The 18,292-nt window shown below is 69.7% G+C and carries 17 protein-coding genes; 5 read left to right on the top strand and 12 right to left on the bottom strand.

Annotation, left to right across the window (positions count from 1 at the left end):
- Nucleotides 1–146: 146 nt before the first annotated feature.
- Together ACFU5O_RS14580 and ACFU5O_RS14575 are read left to right on the top strand one after the other, a co-directional pair.
- Nucleotides 147–1,205, top strand: a complete 1,059-nt coding sequence (locus tag ACFU5O_RS14580; protein WP_384240065.1) for a nitrous oxide reductase family maturation protein NosD — start codon at nt 147–149, stop codon at nt 1,203–1,205.
- A gap of 45 nt (nt 1,206–1,250) precedes the next feature.
- On the top strand, nt 1,251–2,297 hold the full coding sequence (locus ACFU5O_RS14575) for a methyltransferase (protein WP_384240063.1): 1,047 nt from the start codon (nt 1,251–1,253) through the stop codon (nt 2,295–2,297).
- Between the two features lie 98 nt (nt 2,298–2,395).
- On the opposite strand, the gene ACFU5O_RS14570 is transcribed toward ACFU5O_RS14575, so the two are convergent.
- The 7 genes from ACFU5O_RS14570 to ACFU5O_RS14540 all read right to left on the bottom strand — a co-directional run bounded on the left by ACFU5O_RS14570 (nt 2,396) and on the right by ACFU5O_RS14540 (nt 7,694).
- Nucleotides 2,396–2,722 (bottom strand): TcmI family type II polyketide cyclase, encoded by a 327-nt coding sequence (locus ACFU5O_RS14570; RefSeq protein ID WP_384240061.1) that lies wholly within the window; start codon nt 2,720–2,722, stop codon nt 2,396–2,398.
- A 28-nt stretch (nt 2,723–2,750) separates the two neighbouring features.
- Entirely contained in the window at nt 2,751–3,230 is a 480-nt protein-coding gene (locus tag ACFU5O_RS14565; protein WP_384240060.1) for an SRPBCC family protein, read from the bottom strand.
- Nucleotide 3,231: 1 nt separating this feature from the next.
- Nucleotides 3,232–3,498: an acyl carrier protein gene (locus ACFU5O_RS14560; RefSeq protein WP_384240058.1), complete on the bottom strand. Its 267-nt coding sequence runs from the start codon at nt 3,496–3,498 to the stop codon at nt 3,232–3,234.
- 16 nt (nt 3,499–3,514) lie between these two features.
- Nucleotides 3,515–4,765 (bottom strand): beta-ketoacyl synthase N-terminal-like domain-containing protein, encoded by a 1,251-nt coding sequence (locus tag ACFU5O_RS14555; protein WP_384240056.1) that lies wholly within the window; start codon nt 4,763–4,765, stop codon nt 3,515–3,517.
- A complete protein-coding gene (locus ACFU5O_RS14550; protein ID WP_384240054.1) occupies nt 4,762–6,030 on the bottom strand; it encodes a beta-ketoacyl-[acyl-carrier-protein] synthase family protein in 1,269 nt (422 codons plus the stop codon). The genes ACFU5O_RS14555 and ACFU5O_RS14550 overlap by 4 nt, the downstream gene beginning before the upstream one ends.
- On the bottom strand, nt 6,027–6,467 hold the full coding sequence (locus tag ACFU5O_RS14545; RefSeq protein WP_384240053.1) for a cupin domain-containing protein: 441 nt from the start codon (nt 6,465–6,467) through the stop codon (nt 6,027–6,029). Before ACFU5O_RS14545 ends, ACFU5O_RS14550 begins: the two co-directional genes overlap by 4 nt.
- A gap of 96 nt (nt 6,468–6,563) precedes the next feature.
- Complete coding sequence (locus tag ACFU5O_RS14540) at nt 6,564–7,694, bottom strand: SchA/CurD-like domain-containing protein (protein WP_384240051.1); 1,131 nt, start codon at nt 7,692–7,694, stop codon at nt 6,564–6,566.
- Nucleotides 7,695–7,958: 264 nt separating this feature from the next.
- On the opposite strand from ACFU5O_RS14540, the gene ACFU5O_RS14535 reads away from it, so the two are divergent.
- On the top strand, nt 7,959–9,839 hold the full coding sequence (locus tag ACFU5O_RS14535; RefSeq protein ID WP_384240049.1) for an FAD-dependent oxidoreductase: 1,881 nt from the start codon (nt 7,959–7,961) through the stop codon (nt 9,837–9,839).
- A gap of 127 nt (nt 9,840–9,966) precedes the next feature.
- On the opposite strand, the gene ACFU5O_RS14530 is transcribed toward ACFU5O_RS14535, so the two are convergent.
- From ACFU5O_RS14530 to ACFU5O_RS14510, 5 genes are all read right to left on the bottom strand, one after another.
- A complete protein-coding gene (locus ACFU5O_RS14530; protein WP_384240047.1) occupies nt 9,967–10,884 on the bottom strand; it encodes a carbohydrate ABC transporter permease in 918 nt (305 codons plus the stop codon).
- Nucleotides 10,881–12,254, bottom strand: a complete 1,374-nt coding sequence (locus tag ACFU5O_RS14525) for an ABC transporter permease subunit (RefSeq protein ID WP_384240046.1) — start codon at nt 12,252–12,254, stop codon at nt 10,881–10,883. Before ACFU5O_RS14525 ends, ACFU5O_RS14530 begins: the two co-directional genes overlap by 4 nt.
- 4 nt (nt 12,255–12,258) lie before the next feature.
- A complete protein-coding gene (locus tag ACFU5O_RS14520; RefSeq protein ID WP_384240044.1) occupies nt 12,259–13,581 on the bottom strand; it encodes an ABC transporter substrate-binding protein in 1,323 nt (440 codons plus the stop codon).
- 53 nt (nt 13,582–13,634) lie between these two features.
- On the bottom strand, nt 13,635–15,383 hold the full coding sequence (locus ACFU5O_RS14515; RefSeq protein ID WP_384240042.1) for a glycoside hydrolase family 13 protein: 1,749 nt from the start codon (nt 15,381–15,383) through the stop codon (nt 13,635–13,637).
- Nucleotides 15,384–15,531: 148 nt separating this feature from the next.
- Complete coding sequence (locus ACFU5O_RS14510; protein ID WP_384240040.1) at nt 15,532–16,815, bottom strand: ABC transporter substrate-binding protein; 1,284 nt, start codon at nt 16,813–16,815, stop codon at nt 15,532–15,534.
- A 185-nt stretch (nt 16,816–17,000) separates the two neighbouring features.
- Here ACFU5O_RS14510 and ACFU5O_RS14505 point away from each other — a divergent pair, with 185 nt between their 5' ends.
- Both ACFU5O_RS14505 and ACFU5O_RS14500 read left to right on the top strand, forming a co-directional pair.
- A complete protein-coding gene (locus ACFU5O_RS14505) occupies nt 17,001–17,516 on the top strand; it encodes a PadR family transcriptional regulator (RefSeq protein WP_384240038.1) in 516 nt (171 codons plus the stop codon).
- Nucleotides 17,513–18,289 (top strand): ABC transporter ATP-binding protein, encoded by a 777-nt coding sequence (locus ACFU5O_RS14500; RefSeq protein ID WP_384240036.1) that lies wholly within the window; start codon nt 17,513–17,515, stop codon nt 18,287–18,289. The genes ACFU5O_RS14505 and ACFU5O_RS14500 overlap by 4 nt, the downstream gene beginning before the upstream one ends.
- The last annotated feature ends 3 nt before the right edge of the window (nt 18,290–18,292 follow it).

Below are 18,292 nucleotides of genomic sequence, written 5' to 3'. Positions count from 1 at the left end.
CGGGGCCGTGGCCGGGGTACGGACCAGGCCCCGACGATGTACAGGACCGGCGTTCCCGGGCCGGGCGCCCGGGCACCGGACGACGACACGCGCCCGTTTGAGCATCTTATGTGGCGATTCGTCATAAAGGTCAATAATTTCGCCTTATGACGAAACGACAGATCAAGTACCTCGGATGCGTCGCTCTCATGGTGACCTCGGGACTGGGCGCGGCAGCGCCCGCCCGTGCCGCGGTCACGCATGACGTCCATCCGGGGGAATCGATCCAGACGGCGGTGAACGCCGCGAAGCCCGGGGATGTCATCGACATCGCCCCGGGGACCTACTACGAGAGTGTGACGGTCACCAAGTCGGACCTGACACTGCGCGGGGCAGGGGAGCGTACCGTCATCGCGCCCCGCGCGAAGGCCGGCAGCGACGCCTGCTCCAAGGGCGGCAACGGCATCTGCGTCCTCGGCAAGGACGCGAAGCCCGTCGCGGGCGTGCAGATCCGTTCCCTCAAGGTGCAGGGGTTCAAGAAGAACGGCATCTGGGCATCGCGCACCGACCGGCTCAGCGTGCGGAAGGTGACCGTCCAGAAGAACGGCAACTGGGGCATCGCCCAGGAGCGCTCCGTCCGGGGAGTGTTCCGGGGCAACGTCGCCCGCGAGAACGCCGAGTCGGGCATCTTCCTGTCCAACACGACCGACACCGAGGCCGGAGCCCTGGACACCCATGGCGCGGTCGTCGCCGGGAACTACCTCGTGGGCAACCGGATCGGGGTGACGATCCGGCGGCTGCGGAACCTTGCCGTCGAGGGCAACGCCGTCACCGGCAACTGCGCCGGTGTGTTCATCGTCGGTGACGAGGGCGTCCCGCGGACCGGGGACCTGGCCGTACGCGGAAACAACGTGTACCGGAACAACAAGTCCTGTCCGAAGACCGCCCGGCTGCCCAGGATCGAGGGCGCCGGGATCGTCCTCACCGGCGCGGAGGAGACGGTCGTGGAGTCCAACGTGGTCCTCGGCCACAGCGGCTCGTCGCCGTTCTCCGGCGGGATCGTGCTGTTCAAGAGCATCGTGGGTGCTCCCAACAGTCGCAACGTCGTCTCCAACAACGTGCTGGTCGGCAACGCCACCCCCGACCTCGCCGACCGGGACACCGGCGAGGGCAACACGTTCGCGGGCAACTTCTGCTCGGCCTCCGAACCCGCGGGCCTGTGCTGATGCGGGCGTTCACGCCCGTCCCCACACCATGAGAAACGAGGCGGTATGACGACCGTAAGCACCACCACGCCGCAGGAGGACACGACTCCGCCCTCCATGCGGCTGCGGGAGCTCGTCTTCGGGGCGGCATGTGCCGCTGCCGTACGGGCGGCCGCGCGGCTCGGTGTCGCCGACGCGCTCGGGGACACCCCCGCCGGCGCGGAGGAACTCGCGGCCTCCGTGAAGGCCGATCCACGGGCGCTGCGGCGGATGCTGCGCGCCCTGACCTGCTACGGAATCTTCGTGGAGCAGGAGGACGGCCGGTTCGCGCACACCGAGATGTCCCGGCTGCTGCGCGAGGACGACCCGCACAGCCTCCGGTACATCTCCCTCTGGTGCACCGAGCCCTGGACATGGGACGCCTGGCCGCTCCTGGACGAGGCGGTCCGTTCCGGCGGCACCGTCTTCGACCAGCTGTACGGAAAGGGGTTCTTCGACTATCTGCACGAGGACGCGCGGGAGTCGGCCCATGTCTTCAACCAGGCGATGACCACGTCCAGCATGCAGTCGGCCCGTGACGTCGCCGAGCTCCTCGACCTCACAGGGGTGACCACGGTCGCGGACATCGGCGGAGGCCAGGGGCACGTGCTGGCGAGCCTGCTGGAGAAGTACCCCCATATGCGGGGAACGCTGCTCGATCTTCCCCGTGTGGTCTCCAACGCCGACCCCCGGCTGCGCGACGGGGGCTCGCTCGCCGAGCGCGCCCGTATCCTTCCCGGCGACTGCCGGGAGGCCATCCCCGTGGATGCCGACGTCTACATCATCAAGAACATCCTGGAGTGGGACGACGAGAGCACCCGCCGGACCCTGCGGAACGTCATCGAGGCGGCCCGCCCGGGAGCCAGGGTGGTGGTCATCGAGAACCTCGTCGACGACACCCCGTCGATGAAGTTCACCACTTCGATGGATCTGATGCTGCTCCTCAACGTCGGTGGCGCGAAGCACACCAAGGACAGCATGGTCAGCCGGATGGCGGACGCCGGTCTCATCGTCGGCGACGTCCGTCCCGTCAACCCGTATCTGCACGCCGTCGAGAGCATCACCCCCGCCTGACGGCCCGGCCCCCTTACCCCATCCCCCGATCTCCCCCTCGCCGGCTCCGCGTTCTCGCGCGGGGCCGGCGACTCGTCGTACGCGTCACGCCGCGCGCATCACGCGCCGCGCTCCCACCGGTAGAACTCGTGGGCCATCGCGTCCTTCGGGCTCCGCCATGTCTTCGGGTCGTACGCGCTCACGTACGCGGACAGCCTGTCGCTGATGTCCCGGAACTCCGGGTGGTCCACCAGCTTGGCGACCGCCGGCCCGGGCGGGCGGTCGGCCTCGATGAGATGCAGGTACACATCGCCGAACTGGAAGAGGCTGCGCCGGGTGACCCCGACGAGGTCCGGCAGCTCGCCCCGGTCGGAGGCCTCGAACACCTTGGCGATGTCGGAGGCCGAGTCCGGTGCCATACGGGCGACGATCAGAGCCTGGTGCATCAGGGAGAGTCCCTTCGGTTGAGGAGGGTCAGTCGGTGTTGACCGAAACCGCCTGGCGGCTGCGGGCACGCTGCTCGATCTTGTCCTTGATGAGCTCCATCTGGACCTTGGAGTTCCGGTTGATGTTGTCGGTCATCCAGTCGTCGTCGACCGGAGCGTCCGGCTTCATCGCGAAGTCCTGCGTCCAGTGCATCCGGACGCCCTTCGGGGTCTGCTTGTACGTCCAGCGGATGTCCATGTGCTGGAACGGGCCGGTCTCCACGCGGCGGGCCCGGACGGTCAGCGCCTTGCGGTCGGTCACACGCTCCGACACCCAGCTCCAGACCTTGTCGTTCTCGTCGGGGTGCATGGTCAGGCGGAACGTCGTCGCGTCGTTCACGCGCTCGAGGATCTCGACGGACGCGTACTCGCTGAACAACTGGGGCCAGTTCTCGATGTCGTTCGTCATGTCCCAGACGAGGTCGAGAGGGGCGTCGATGATGATCTGGTTCTCGGTGTGACCTGACACTTCAGGCTCCTGCCATGAGGGAGTTGTTGACGAGGTCGAGGAACTCACGGGGCGTCTTGCAGCGGTCCGCGTCGGGCGGCAGCGGACGGCCGTAGCGGTTCTCGAGCTCGCCCACGATGCCCAGCAGGCCGAGCGAGTCGAGGCCGTACTCGTCGAACCGCGCTTCGGGCCTGCCGCCCATCTCCGCCGGATCGACCGTGACGCCGGCGCCCTTCTTCATCAGGGCAGCCAGTTCTTCGATGGTGAGTTTGGTGATTTGCGTGGTCATGAGGGAGTCCTCCTTCTCACGAGGGGTTGTCGGTGCCGTGCCGCAGCACGAGCGCCGCGTTCGAGCCCATCAGTCCTCGGCTCAGTACCAGGGCCGTGCGCAGGTCGGCGGGGCGGGCCCTGCCGGTCACCACTTCCAGGTCGTGGCACACGTCGGAGACGTTGGGTGTGGGCGGGACGAGACCGTCCTGCAGCGCGAGCACCGCGGCGGCCGTGTCCAGGACCGGTGCTCCGCAGTACGCCCTGCCCGTACCGGCCTTGGGGGCCGTGACCGGCACGCGCGTGCAGTGCGGGCCCAGGGCGTCGGCGATGGCCAGCGCCTCGGCCCGGTCGGCCTCCGGGATGCCGAGCGCGTCCGCGAACACGACATCGATCTCCTCGGGGGCACATTCGGCGTCGGTGAGGGCGCCGCGGATCGCATGGGCGAGACCCTCCCGGGACTGCTGCCACCGGGAGGCGCCGGTGAACGTCGCCGCGTGGCCGGCCACGACCGCCCGCACCGCCGCACCGCGCCCGCGGGCCGCCGCCTCCGCCTCGACGACGAGCATCGCGCCGCCTTCCGCGGGCACGAAGCCGCAGGCGCTCGGGGTGAACGGCCGGTAGGCCCGCTCCGGGTCGTCGCTCATGCTGAGTTCCCGGTAGCCGAGCTGGCAGACGAGCGAGTAGGGCGCGAGCGGCGCCTCGGCCGCGCCGATGACCACGGCGTCGGTGCCCCGGCCGATGGCCCGGGCGGCGTGCGCGATGGCGTCCAGACCGCCCGCCTCGTCACTGGCCACCACACCGCACGGGCCCTTGAACCCGCCGCGGATGGAGATCTGGCCGGTGCTCGCCGCGTAGAACCAGGCGATGGACTGGTACGGGCCCACATAGCGCGAACCCTGTCCCCACAGGCGCTGCAGCTCACGCTGGCCGAACTCGCCGCCGCCGGAACCGGCGGCCGTGACGACTCCCACGCCGAACGGCGAGTCGCTGTAGTCGCCCGGAGCGATCCGCGCATCGGCCAGCGCCATGTCGGCCGCTGCCATCGCGAAATGCGTGAACCGGTCGGTCTGGACGAGGTAGCGCTCCTCGACCAGCGACTCGGGAGCGAAGCCGCGCACCTCGCCGGCGACACGGACCGGCAGATGCTCGCAGCCTTCCCGTGTGATGTGGTCGAGTACGCTGAGTCCCTCCCGGGTGGACTTCCAGAAGGCATCGGTGCCGAGCCCGTTGGGGGCGACGACACCCATTCCGGTGATGACCGGACGCCGGTCCTGCCGAGGACTCATCGTGTCCTCCCTCCTGGCCGGGTCAGGACCACGGCGGACTGGAATCCACCGAATCCACTGCCGACCGAGAGCACGTTGCGCAGCTTGAGGCCGCGCGCGGTGCGTGGCACATAGTCGAGATCGCACTCGGGATCGGGGGTTTCGTAGTTCGCCGTCGGCGGCACCACCTGGTTGGCGAGCGCCAGCACACAGGCGACGATCTCTATCGCCCCGATGGCGCCGAGCGAGTGACCCACCATGGATTTGATGGAACTCATCGGCACCTTGTAGGCGTGTGCTCCGAGCGACTCCTTGACGGCCGCCGTCTCGTGACGGTCGTTCTGCTGGGTGCCCGAGCCGTGCGCGTTGACGTAGTCGATGTCCGACCCGTCGATACGGGCGTGGTCGAGCGCGCTGTCGATCGCGCGGGCCATCTCCAGGCCCTCCCGGGTGAGGCCGGTCATGTGGTACGCGTTGCCGAAGGTGGCGTAGCCGCTGATCTCGCAGTACACCGTGGCACCGCGGGCCCGTGCGTGCTCCAGCTCCTCCAGGACGAGTACCGCACCGCCCTCGCCCATCACGAAGCCGTCCCTGTTCGCGTCGAACGGGCGGGAGGCGTGGGCGGGGTCGTCGTTGTTCGCGGAGGTCGCCTTGATCGCGTCGAAGCAGGCCACCGTGATGGGGGATATCGGTGAGTCCGACGCGCCCGCGATGCAGACATCGACCCTGCCCTCCTCTATCGCGTGGAAGGCGTATCCGATGGCGTCCAGACCTGAGGTGCAACCCGTGGAGACGGTCTGCACCGGGCCGCGGGCGCCTGTCCGCTCGGCCACTTCGGAGGCCAGGGCGCTCGGCGAGAACGCGCGGTGCAGATGCGGCTCCGCTTCGCTGTGGTCCACGTCCCAGCGCCGGCCAGAGCTGCTGACCTTGACGTAGTCGTGCTCCAGCCGGGTGGTGCCGCCCACCGCCGTGCCCAGGGACACCCCGACGCGCCAGGGGTCCTCGCTCTCCGGGTCGAGCCCGGCGTCGCGCAGGGCCTCCCGGGCCGCGACCATCGCGAACTGGACGTACCGGTCCGCGCGCTGGATCTCCTCCGGCGCGAGACCGTGGGCTGCCGGATCGAAGTCGCACTCGGCGGCGATGCGCGAGCGGAATCCCGTCGGGTCGAAAAGCGTGATGCCCCGCGTCGCCGTGCGGCCGTTGGAGAGGAGATCCCAGAACGCCGGTATGCCCACGCCTCCCGGCGCCACTATGCCGACGCCGGTGACTGCTACCCGCCGGGTCATGAGGCCGTCCTCGTCCGTTCGGGCGGCCGGTGCTCCGCGGCGCCCTCCCTGGCCGGTGTCTCCTCGGTGTCGACGTGGCCGAGCTCCGGGCGCGGGGCGAGCGGGCCGAGATGGAAGACCATCCGGGCCTCCGTGCTGCCCACGTTGCGGAACCGGTGCCGCATGTACGCGGGGATCAGCAGTCCCTGGTCCGGCCGGAGCGCGTACGTCTCGTCGTCGAGGTCGACTTCGAGTGCGCCGCTGACGACGTACACGAACTCCTCGGAGTACGGGTGGTAGTGCTCACCGATGCGATCGCCGGGCTCCACGATGGCGAGGCCCATGAATCCGCTCGTGGCGCCCACCGTGGTGGGCGTGAGCATGGCGCGCAGATCGCCTCCGCGCCTGGTGTTGGGCTGGGTCTCGCTGAGGTCGACGATGCGATGGGGTGTGGTCATGAGTGGTTCCTCCACGTGGCCGTGTGACGTTGGGCCGGCGGTGCGGTGTGCCGTGACGCTGTGGCGCACCGCACCGCTCGGCGCCGGACGGGCGGTTCAGGGACCTGCGGGGGCCCGGCGATCGGTGATCAGGCGCATCTCGGCGCGCTTGAGGAAGAGCAGCATGTCCTCCTCGGTCGCCGACGAAGCGTCACCGAACGCGTCGTCGTCGAGCAGACGCGCCAGCATGGCCACCTTGCGCGGCCCGTGCGCTCCTCCTGCCCGCAGCGGGTCCGCGTCGAGCCCGCCGCGCACGTCGACAAGTCGGATCACGATGTCGTCGCGCAGGAAGATGGTGCTGCTCTCGATGGACCCGGAGCTCTCGTGGGCCGCCGCCTCGTCCTGACGGGCCAGCAGCCGGGCCAGAGCCATGCCGCAACCCTGCTTGGCCGGGTAGTACAGCGCGTGCCGCTCCACATCCGGGTGCTCGCTGCCGACGGCCGCCAGGTGGTGCACCGCCGGAAGGGAGGACCGGGTGAAGAACATCCGCGCCGACTCCTGGTCGTTGAGGTCGCGGTACTGCTCCAGATAGGGATTGATGGCCTCCTCAAGGGCCTGGACCTCTGGCTGGCGGGCGACGTGGCGCAGTGCGGCGAGCAGGTCGCCCTGCACCTCGACGGCGCGGATGACACGGTTCCGGTGCATGAACAGGGTGGTACGGCGCAACCGGGTGTTGTCATCGACACGGGACTCGGGCGACTTGTAGTTCGCGAGGATCTCCGCGACCACCTCCTCGCTGCCCGGCTTGACGGTAAAGGTGAGGGCGTGGCGGACCACACCGTCACCCATCCGCGCAGAGGGCTGCAAAGAACCGCCGAGTTCCGCGGCGCGCGCCTCGGTGTGGATCTTGCCCGTTTCACGGAGGACGCTGAAGCGCAGGGAACGGGTGTCCCGCACGCAACTGTGCAGCGGCCGGACCACATCGATGTGCTCCTCGCTGTTCACCCACTCGATGAACGGCGGGGCGCTCTCCCACTCGCTGGTGATCAGCCATTGCGAGGGGTTCTCGATCGACTGGCACAGCTGGTCACTGAGATGGCCCGGAACAGATGCCACCTGGTTGCGCATGTGCTCGTACGCAGCGAGGAACTCCTGCTGCGCGCCGTCGTGAAGATCCACCAGCAGTACGACCCGCAGCCTGGAGCCGTCGAAGGCCGACTGAGATATACGTTCCGACAGAGTTGTCATGTTCCACGCATCTCCTTCGAGACAGTGAAGCCGCCACAGTTGTGGACGGAGCCGGCTCTCCGGGGTTCGGAGTAAGAGGTCCGACGCTGAGGGACGGCCATCGACCGCTCACACGATGTGGCTGTCCGGCTTCGATCGTGTGCCGATACCACGGGTGGCGCGAGATGTGTGAACCAAGCGGGTGAAGGGGCGATCGAGGCGCTCCCGCAAGGGCAGAGAAACTCCATTCCCCCCACCAACCGGCGTCTGGAGCTGGAGCTACTGATGGAAGAAAACTTCGACGACCGCGTACCGGTCCTGATCGTGGGCGGCTCCCTGGTGGGCCTGTCCGCGTCGCTGTTCCTGGGCCGACTCGGCGTCGGGCACATGCTCGTCGAGCGGCACGCGAGCACTTCGAGGCATCCGCGCGGACGCGGCAACAACGTGCGCACGATGGAGCTGTTCCGGGTGGCGGGTGCCGAGCCGCTCATTCATGAGGCGGCGTCAGCGCTTGCGGGCAACCACGGCATCCTCCAGACGCCGTCCCTCGCCGGCGACGCGGGCGAGTGGCTGCTCAAGGAGATCGACCCGGGAGACGGACTGGCCAAGTTCAGCCCGTCCGGCTGGTGCGTGTGCAGCCAGAACGACCTGGAGCCCGTGCTGCTGCAGTGCGCCCGCAAGAACGGTGGCGACCTGCGGTACTCCACCGAACTCAAGTCGTTCGAGCAGGACTCGCAGGGCGTGACCGCGGTCATCGAGGACCGGGAGACCGGCCGGCTCAGCACTGTACGGGCGGACTACCTGATCGCTGCCGACGGCCCCCGCAGCCCCGTGCGCGAGAAGCTCGGCATCGGACAGACGGGACTCGGCGACCTGTTCCACAACGTCAGCGTCACCTTCCGCTCGCGCGCCCTCGCGGACGTCGTCGGCGACCGGCGCTTCATCGTCTGCTACCTGACCAACCCGGAGGCGGACGGCGCTCTGCTGCCGGTGGACAACGTGGAGAACTGGGTCTTCCACGCGCCCTGGCAGCCCGACAGCGGTGAGACGCTGGAGGACTTCACGGAAGAGCGCTGCATCGCCCACATCCGCAAGGCGACCGGTGCCCCGGACATCGACGTCGAGATCACCGGAAAGGCCCCGTGGCACGCCGCGGAGCGTGTCTCGCAGCGGTACGGCTCGGGCAGGGTCTTCCTGGCCGGCGACTCCTGTCACGAGATGTCGCCGACCGGGGCGTTCGGCTCGAACACCGGTATCCAGGACGCGCACAACCTGGCCTGGAAGCTCGCCCTGGTCCTGGACGGCTCTGCCGGCCCCGGGCTGCTGGAGACCTACGAGATGGAACGTCAGCCGGTGGCCGTGGCCACGGGCGCGCGCGCCTCGAGCAGGTCGGAGGAGCACAGCCACCCGGGGTACGACCCCTCCTCGGTCGCGGGCGGTCCCGGTGGTCCCGGTGCGGGCGGTCCCGGTGGTCCCGGTGCGGGCGGTCCCGGTGGTCCCGGCGCGGGGGGCCCCGGTGGTCCCGGTGCGGGTCGTCCCGGCGGGCCTGGCGCGGGCGGTCCCGGACGGCCGGGAATGGGTGGACCCGGAGGCCCGGGCGGACCCGGCGGACCTGGCGGACCTGGGGGCCCCGGTGGGCCCGGCGGCGGTCCCGGTGGACCGGGTGGTGCCGGTGGACCCGGCGGAACCCCGGGCGGGATGCTCGCCGTGGCCATGGGCTACCGCTACCCGCGTGGAGCCGTCCTCGGCGCGGACCACGACATGCCCGTCGTTCCCCAGGGGATGCGCTTCCTCGGCGAGCCCGGCAGCAGGGCCCCGCACATGTGGCTGCACCGGCCCGGCAGCCAGCGCAGGATCTCCACGCTGGACCTCTACGAGCGGTCCTACGTGCTGCTGACAGGACCCGGCGGCCAGGCGTGGCGCGCGGCGGCGCGGGCCGTCGCCGACCGGCTCTCGTGCACGCTCGAGACCTTCGTCGTCGGTGAAGGTCCCGACGTCGATCTGATCCCGGAAACGGGGTTCGACTGGGCCGAGCTGCACGGTGCATCACCCGACGGTGCGGTCGTGGTACGCCCGGACGGGTTCATGGCGTGGCGTTCGGCCGCGGCGGTGTCCGACCCCGAGGCGGAGCTGACGGCCGTCATGAAGTCGCTGCTGTACCGCTGAGCCCGTGGCCGCCGCGAGGGCGGTGAAGTAGACGCGTTGCCGGAACACAGAGCCGCCCCGCCGGTGCTTCCCCCGTGGAGCACCGGCGGGGCGGTCCGCTGTCGCAGCCGGCCGCGCCTCGCGACGGCTACTTCACCGAGCCCGCCATCACCCCCTGGACGAAGTGCCGCTGGAAGGCGAAAAAGACGACCACGGGCACGATCAGGGACAGGAACGCACCTGGCGCCAGGACATCGATGTTGCTGCCGAACTGACGCACCTGGGACTGCAGTTCGACGGTGAGCGGCTGGGAGGAGCTGTCCGCGAAGAGCAACGCCACGAGCATGTCGTTCCAGACCCACAGGAACTGGAAGATCGCCAGGCTCGCGATCGCCGGACGTCCCACCGGCAGGACCAGCCGGGTGAAGATCCGCCACTCGCTGCCCCCGTCCATCCGCGCTGCCTCCAGCATTTCGCGTGGGATGTCGGCGAAGTAGTTGCGCAGCAGGAAGATGGCGAACGGCAGTCCGTACGCGACATGGAAGAGCACCACCCCCGGGATCGTGCCGAACAGTCCGAGCTGGCCGAACAGCTTCGCCACCGGCAGCAGGCCGACCTGGACGGGCACCACAAGCAGGGCCACCACCAGCAGGAACAGCCAGTCCCTGCCGGGGAATTCCAGCCAGGCGAAGGCATACCCGGCCAGCGCCGCGATGACGATGACGAGAGCGGTCGCGGGCACCGAGATCAGCACGGTGTTCCAGAACGCCCGAGTCATCCCCGCGTTGGCGAGCAGTGCGGAGTAGTTGTCGAACGACAACTGCCCGGGACCGGCGAGCGTGGTCCACCAGCCGCTGCTCGCGTTGTCCTGCGCCGAGCGGAGCGAGGACAGCAGGAGACCGGCGAGCGGGGTGATCCAGACGAGCCCGATGACGACCAGGAACGCCTGGACCACTGTGTTGCCGAGCCACCTGCCGAGCCGGCTCCCGGAGCGCCGGCGGCGTCGGGACCGGCCGGAGGTGGCCGGCTGCTTCGCGGTGACCGGGTCGGTGACGGTGGCGCTCATGACTGGCTCCTGCGGAAACGGCGGACGTTGAAGACCATGGCCGGGATCACCAGCAGCAGAAGCAGCACACCGAGCGCGCTGCCCAGACCCTGGTTGTTGCCGCCGCCGAAGGAGACCAGCCACATCTGCGTGGCCAGCACGGTGGCGTCCTCCTGCACCGGTCCGGGCGCGATGATGTAGACGAGGTCGAAGACCTTCATCACATTGATCACCAGGGTCACGAAGACCACGGTCAGGATGGGCGCGAGCAGCGGCACGGTGATCCTGCGGAACACCTGCCACTCGTTGGCCCCGTCCATCCGGGCCGCCTCGAGCGTGTCGCGCGGCAGCGAGGACAGCCCCGCGCCGATGAGCACCATTGAGAAGCCGGTCCAGATCCACAGGTACGCGCCGATGATGGCCGGGGTGACCAGTGCCGGACCGAGCCACGAGACACCTTCGTAGGGCGGCGCGAAGTTCTTCGCGGGCAGCCGCACGGTGTACGTGCCCGGATCCAGGTCCTGGAAGCGGAAGGAGCCGTCGGCCGCGGTGGTGGCGCTGGCGATCGCCACGCCGTCGCGCACCGCCTCGACCGTCATCCTCGGCAGTCCGCTCTCGGCCTTGTCGACCCGCCCCTGCTCACCAGCCCCGCCGGGGGTGAAGTCCAGATAGACGACCCCGAGCAGTTCCCGCTCCCCGGCCCCCCGCGAGGCCGCCGCCGCGGCCGGCTTCGCTTCCGCGGGCAGGTCCTTGGGAAGTACGCCGACGAGTCCGAGGCTGACGCTCCGGCTGCCGGGGGACACCCTGTCCGCGGTCGTGTAGGAACCGTCCGCGCCCTTCGTCAGACCCTGTCCGTCGCGGGCACGGGCGGAGGGGTAGGAGGACGTGCCCTTGACGGCGTCGTGCACTCCGACGACCGCCGCGTTGAGCACCCCCTTGTCGGGGTCCTCCTCGTAGGCGAGCCGGAAGATGATGCCCGCCGCGAGGAAGGACACCGCCATCGGCATGAACAGCAGCAGTTTGAACGCCGTGGCCCAGCGGACCTTCTCGACCAGTACGGCGAGCATCAGCCCCAGACCGGTGAGCAGTGTCGGGGCGACGACCACCCAGATGGCGCTGTTGCGGACGGCCTTGAGGGTCGCCGGGTCGCTGAACATCTCGGCGTAGTTCTCGCCGCCGACGAAGCGGGTGCCGCCCGCGTCGAAGAAGCTCCGCCCGACCGAGAACAGCACCGGGTAGACGACGAGCGCGCCGAGCAGCACCAGCGCGGGAAGGATGAAGGCCACGGCGACGATCCGCCGGCGCCGCCGGGCGCGGCGCCGGGGATCCGCTGCCCCGGCGGTCAGGGGCGGACTCGCGGCCCCGGGTGTGGGGGTGGTGACAGAGGTCATGTCGTCAGCCCTTGTACGCCTTGGCGGCCGCGGCCTCGAGCTTGGCGGCGGTGCCCTTCGGGTCCGAGGGATCGCGCAGGAAGTCCTGCAGCAGCTTCCACTCGCCCAGGCCCTTGGTGCCGCCGAAGGCCGCGGGCGCCTGGTCCGACATGTCGAAGCGGACGGAGTCCGCGGCGTCGATCAGCGACTTGGCGGTCTCACGGGTGGTGTCGTCGCCGTACTCGGCGAGATCCAGCTTCTTGTTGGGGGAGATGAATCCGCCGGCCTTCGCCCAGACGGCGGCGGCCTCCGGCGTGGCCAGGTACTCCAGGAAGGCCATGGCGGCCTTCTTGTTCTTGCCGCTCTCGAGGGCGACGGCGGCGTCACCGCCACTGACGACGGGAGCCTTGCCGCTGTCGACGGCCGGGAAGGGGAAGAACGCAGCGTCCTCGCCGATCTTCTTGCCGAACTGGTCCTTGGCCACACCGGCGACGAAGTCGCCTTCGTAGACCAGGCCGGCCTCGGGCTCCGGGCCGAACACCTTCTCGACCGAGCCCGGGAAGTCGGTGCTCAGCGCCCCCTTCTGGCCGCCCGCGATCAGCTCCTTGTCGGCGAAGAGCTTGCCGAGGGTGGTGAGGGCCTTGACCACGCTCGGGTCGGTCCACTTGACGGTGTGGGCGGCGAGCTGGTCGTACATCTCGGGACCGGCCTGGGAGAGGTAGATGTTCTCGAACCAGTCGGTGAGGGTCCAGCCGTCCTCACCGGCGACCGCGAAGGCGGCCAGTCCCGAATCCGAGACGGTCTTTCCCGCCTTGAGCATCTCAGCGAACGTCTTCGGCGCCTTGACCCCGGCCTGGTCGAGGGCGTCCGGGCTGTACCAGACGGTCGACTTGTGGGCGGCCTTGAAGTACACGCCGTAGAGCTCGCTCTCGACGCTGCCGTAGTGCTTCCACACGCTGGCGAAGTTGACGTCGACGGACTTCTCGGCGGTCGTGGAGAGCGGGGTGAGCCAGCCGTTCTTGGCGAACTGCTGCAGCACACCGACCTGGGGGACCATCACCACGTCGGGTGCGTTGCCGCCCTCGATCTTGCTGCCCACGACGGTGGAGACGTTGTCGCCCGTGGAGACGAACTGGGCCTTCGCCCCGGTCTTGGCGGTGAAGGCGTCCAGCACCTTCTGGAAGTTCTTCTGCTCGGCACCGGACCAGACACCCGCGACCGTGATCGTCTGGCCGTCGAGGGACTTGTCACCGTCCTTCGCGGTGCTGACGGGGCCGCCGCCGCAGGCGGTGGCGCCGAGGGCGAGGGTCAGGGCCGTGCAGCCGGCAAGCATGATGCGTCGCGTCATCGTGGATCTTCCTTTGTGAGCGGAGGAACGGACGGGGTTACGGCGGTGGGGACTCATGGGGTGGTGCGGTCGCTGATCCACCACGCGGCGGTGGATCCGGGCAGTACGCCGATGGGGCAGGGCCCGCTGGACAGCAGCGGGGCACCGGAGACCGGGGCGGGCACGGGAGCGGTACCGAAGTTGACGGCACACACGAGTCCGTCGCCCCGTACGAAGGCGAGGACCCCGGGTACGGAGTCCAGCCAGCGCAGGGTGCCCTCGCCCAGCTGCGGCAGGCCCCGGCGCAGTTGCAGCCCGTCGCGGTAGAGGTGCCAGAACGAGCGGGTGTCGGCGAGTGCGCGGTCGGTGGCGTGCTCGGCGAACCAGCCGGGCTGCGGCAGCCACGGCTTGGCCCCCTCGGCACCGGAGGTGAAGCCGAACGGGGAGGCGTGGCCCGACCACGGCAGCGGCACCCGGCAGCCGTCGCGGATCCGCGCGCGGCTTCCGGTGCGCCGGAAGATCGGGTCGGTGAGCACCTCGTCCGGCAGATCGACGACCTCGGGCAGGCCCAGCTCCTCGCCCTGGTAGATGTAGGCGGCGCCCGGCAGAGCCAGCATGAGCAGCGCGGCGGCCCTGGCCCGGGCGGCGCCGAGACCGCTGCCCTCCGTGCCCGACTCTCCGTAGCGGGTGACGGTGCGGACCTGGTCGTGGTTGTTGAGAACCCAGGTGACGGTGGAGCCGGTACCCGCGATGTCCTGCATCGCCTCGGAGATCACCGTGCGGAACGTGCCGGCGTCCCAGGGCGCCCCCAGCAGGTCGAAGAAGAAGGCCTGGTGCAGTTCGTCCGGGCGTACGTACCGGGCGTGTTCGCGCGCTGTCGGCACGGACACCTCGCCGACGAGCAGCCGCTCCCGGCCGTCCCGGGCCGTGTACTCCTCGCACACCGACCGCCAGTGGCGCCAGACGTCGTGCACCTCGGGCTGGTTCCAGGCGAGCGGGTTCACCGAGTCCCGGGTGCGGGCGTCGGCCTCGGGGTCGGAGGAGTCGGGCAGCTCCGGGTGCTTGAAGAGCCCGGCGGCCACGTCGATGCGGAAGCCGTCGACGCCGCGGTCCAGCCAGAAACGCAGCACATGGTCGAAGTGCGCGGCCGTCTCGGGGTTGCGCCAGTTCAGGTCCGGCTGCTCGGGCGTGAACATGTGTAGATACCACTGCCCCGGGGTGCCGTCCGGTTCTGTGACCCTGCTCCAGGCGGGGCCGCCGAACATCGCGTGCCAGTTGTTGGGCGGCACGTCCCCACCGGGACCGCGGCCTTCGGCGAAGTGGAAGCGGGCGCGTGCCTCGCTGCCCGGCGGCGACGCGAGGGCCTCGCGGAACCAGGCGTGCTCGCTGGAGCAGTGGTTGGGAACGATGTCGAGCAGCACCTTGACGCCGAGGCGCTGCGCGTCGGCGATGAGCAGGCCGAACTCGGTCAGGTCGCCGAAGACCGGGTCCACGTCGCAGTAGTCGGCGACGTCGTACCCGTGGTCGTGCTGCGGCGAGGGGTAGAACGGGCTCAGCCAGATTCCGTCCACGCCGAGCTTCTTCAGATACGGCAGTCCGGCACGGACTCCGGCGAGATCGCCGATGCCGTCGCCAGTGCTGTCCAGGAAGCTGCGGACGTACACCTGATAGATGACCGCGTCGCGCCACCAGTGGTGCTGCGTGAGGCGGTCCGCGCCGCGGTGCGTGAGGCCGTCGCCGGCCGGAGCTGTGAGCGTCACCCGTTGACCTGTTTCTGCACGAAGGGGTGTCCGCGGCCGAAGAGAAGGCCAGCGGTTATGCATGCATGTTAAGTAGGGGTGTCGAGAATGTGTCAACGGTCATGCGGAAATACGAAGGAGAGTTGGGTGATTTGCCCGTGTATTCCCTGCATATTGGTGCGGTTGAACCCCCGCGTTGATACCTAACGTGTAGGTAGAAGGTGGGGTGGGTTCAGCTGCGGCGGGAGATGGCCGCCAGCTCCCCGGCCAGCCTGCGCACCGCGGCACCGGGCTCCTGGTGCTGCGCCATGGCGTCATGCATGACCGCCTGCACCGCCAGGCTCACCTGCTCGTAGCGCGGGCTCTTGGGGCGTGGCGCGGCGGCCAGCACGCTCTGGCGCAGCGTGGGCAGATACGGGTGGTCCCGTACGAGTTCCGGGTCCTGGTACACCTCGGCCCGTACGGGTGGCAGGGCGCCCTCCGTGAGCACCCTCCGCTGCACCGGGCCGCTGGTGAGATACGCGATCAGGTCGTTGGCCGACTCCGGGTGTCTCGCGCTCGAGCTGACCGCGAGATTGGATCCGCCCAGCACGCTGGTGCCCGCTCCTCCGGGACCCGGGAGCGGTACCGCGCCGAACTTCCCGGCGACCTTGGAGTCCTTGCCGGACGCGCCGGCGTAGGCGTACGGCCAGTTGCGCAGGAAGAGCAGCCGGCCGTCCTGGAAGGCCTGCCGGGACTCCTCCTCCTTGTACGTGAGGGCTTCCTTCGGGATCCAGCCGTCGCGCACCCCGCGGGCGAGGAACCCGATACCGCTGCGGGCCGCGGCCGAGTCCACGGTCACCCGCCCGTCGTCGCCGAGGATCGTCCCGCCGGCCGAGTAGACCGCCTCCGTGGCGTTGACGGTGAGCCCTTCGTACGGAAGGAACTGGCCCGCGTAGCCACCGATGCCGTGGCGGGGGGCGATCGTCCGCGCCTGGCGCTCCAGCTCGGGCCATGTGCGCGGCGGCCGTTCGCCCTCGCGGTCGAGGATGTCCTTGCGGTAGTAGAGCATCCCGGCATTCGTGACATAGGGGACGGCGTACAGCTGTCCTTCGTATGTCGCCGTGTCCACGACCGGTGGCAGGAAACTGTCCAGCGGGAACCGGCTCGACTCCAGCGGGGATATCCAGCCCGCCGCGGCGAACTCCGAGGTCCAGGCGACATCGATGTTGAGGATGTCGAACCGGCCGCCGCCCGGCCGCAGTTCTGTGGTCATCTGGGCGCGGGTCTCGTCGGCGGAGTCCGGCAGCTCGACCAGCGTGACCTTCTCGGCGGGACGAGCGCGGTTCCAGCCTTCGAGCAGGGGGCCGAGATAGCCGGTGAGATCGCCCGCCGTGGCCAGCGTCATGGGGCCGCGCCCGCCGCCGCCCGCACCGCCCGGCGGCGCACCGTCGGCATGCGTGCCGGACGACACGTATCCCGTCAGCACGACCGCTGCGACCAGGAGACCCCTACCGGCGGCACGTATCCACCGCATAGGTTCCTCCCTGTACATCCGCCCCCGGGCATCGTCGTCCGGCGTACGGGCATGTATACCCGTTAGGCATGGGCGATACTAGGGCCGGTATCGGATGACGAGAGCGATCCGGGCCACATTACGACAACCGCCGGCACTGCCCCCGGCACGCACGCTGCCGGGGATGGCGGAGGGAGGAGAGCTGAGTGCGCCTGCCCCTCCTGGCACTCCTCTCCCGGGGCCCGGCCCATGGCTACGAACTCAAGCAGGACCTTGAGCAACTGCTGGGTGCCGCGTACCCTCAGCCGAACGTCGGCCAGATCTATGTCACGCTGGGCCGGCTGGAGAAGTCGGGGCTGATCGAGGGCGAGGACGTCACCCAGTCGAGCAGGCCCAACAAGAGGATCTACCGCCTCACCGACGCCGGGACGGAGGCGCTGCGCGCCTGGTTCGAGGAGACGGCGGACGAGCCGCGGGTACGGGACGAGTTCTTCATGAAACTCGCGCTCGCGCCGCGGACCGGACTCGCCGACCAGATCGCCCTCATCAACAAACAGCGACGCGAATACCTCAACACCATGCGCAACCTGTCGAAGCTGTCCGTGACGGAGAACCGGGACAACCGCATCGCCCATCTGCTGATCGAGGGAGCCATGCTGCATCTGCAGGCCGACCTCGACTGGCTGGAGCGCTGCCAGGAGGAACTGGAGGGGCTGGAATGAGCCACGCCGCCGGCCAGGCCGCCACCGGACCCGGGTCCGTTCCTCTGCTGCGCGCGGAAGGCCTGGTCAAGACCCACCACGGCGAAGGGGCGCCCGCCCGTGCCGTTCGCGGGGTCGATCTGTCCGTACGGCACGGCGAATTCGTTGCCGTCAGCGGACCGTCGGGCGCCGGCAAGTCGACCCTGCTGCATCTGCTCGGCGGGCTGCAGCGGCCGGACAGCGGAAGCATCTGGCTCGACGGCGAGTGCACGGACCGCTACAGCGAGGCCCGCTGGGCGACGGAGCGCCGGCGCCGGATCGGCATCGTCTTCCAGTTCTTCAACCTCGTGTCGAACCTGACGGTCGCCGACAACGTCGAACTGCCCGCGCTGCTCGCCGGGACGGGCCCGAAGCAGGCCCGCGCCGAGCGGGAGAAACTGCTCGCCGAGCTGGGCCTGGAGGGCAAGGCACGCAGCATGCCCGGCGAACTCTCCGGCGGTGAGCAGCAGCGGGTCGCCCTTGCGCGGGCGCTCGTCAACCATCCGCGGCTGCTGCTGGCCGACGAACCCGCGGGCAGTCTGGACAGCAAGGGCACCCGCGAGGTGATGCGACTGCTGTCCCGCTTCCACCAGCGCGGTCAGGCCATCCTGCTGGTCACCCATGACGCGCGGCTGGCCAGCGCCGCCGACCGTGTCATCAGCTTCTTCGACGGACGCATAGCCGACGACGCCGAGCTGGGCGGTACGCCCGCGCGAGGCACCGGGCTGTCCGGCGTCCTCGAGCTGAAGGACTGACCT

It is taken from the genome of Streptomyces sp. NPDC057445 (assembly GCF_042802855.1).
In the GTDB taxonomy this organism is placed as follows: Bacteria; Actinomycetota; Actinomycetes; order Streptomycetales; family Streptomycetaceae; genus Streptomyces.
Note: the sequence above shows the minus strand (reverse complement) of the source record. Positions and strands in the feature narration are given on the sequence as shown.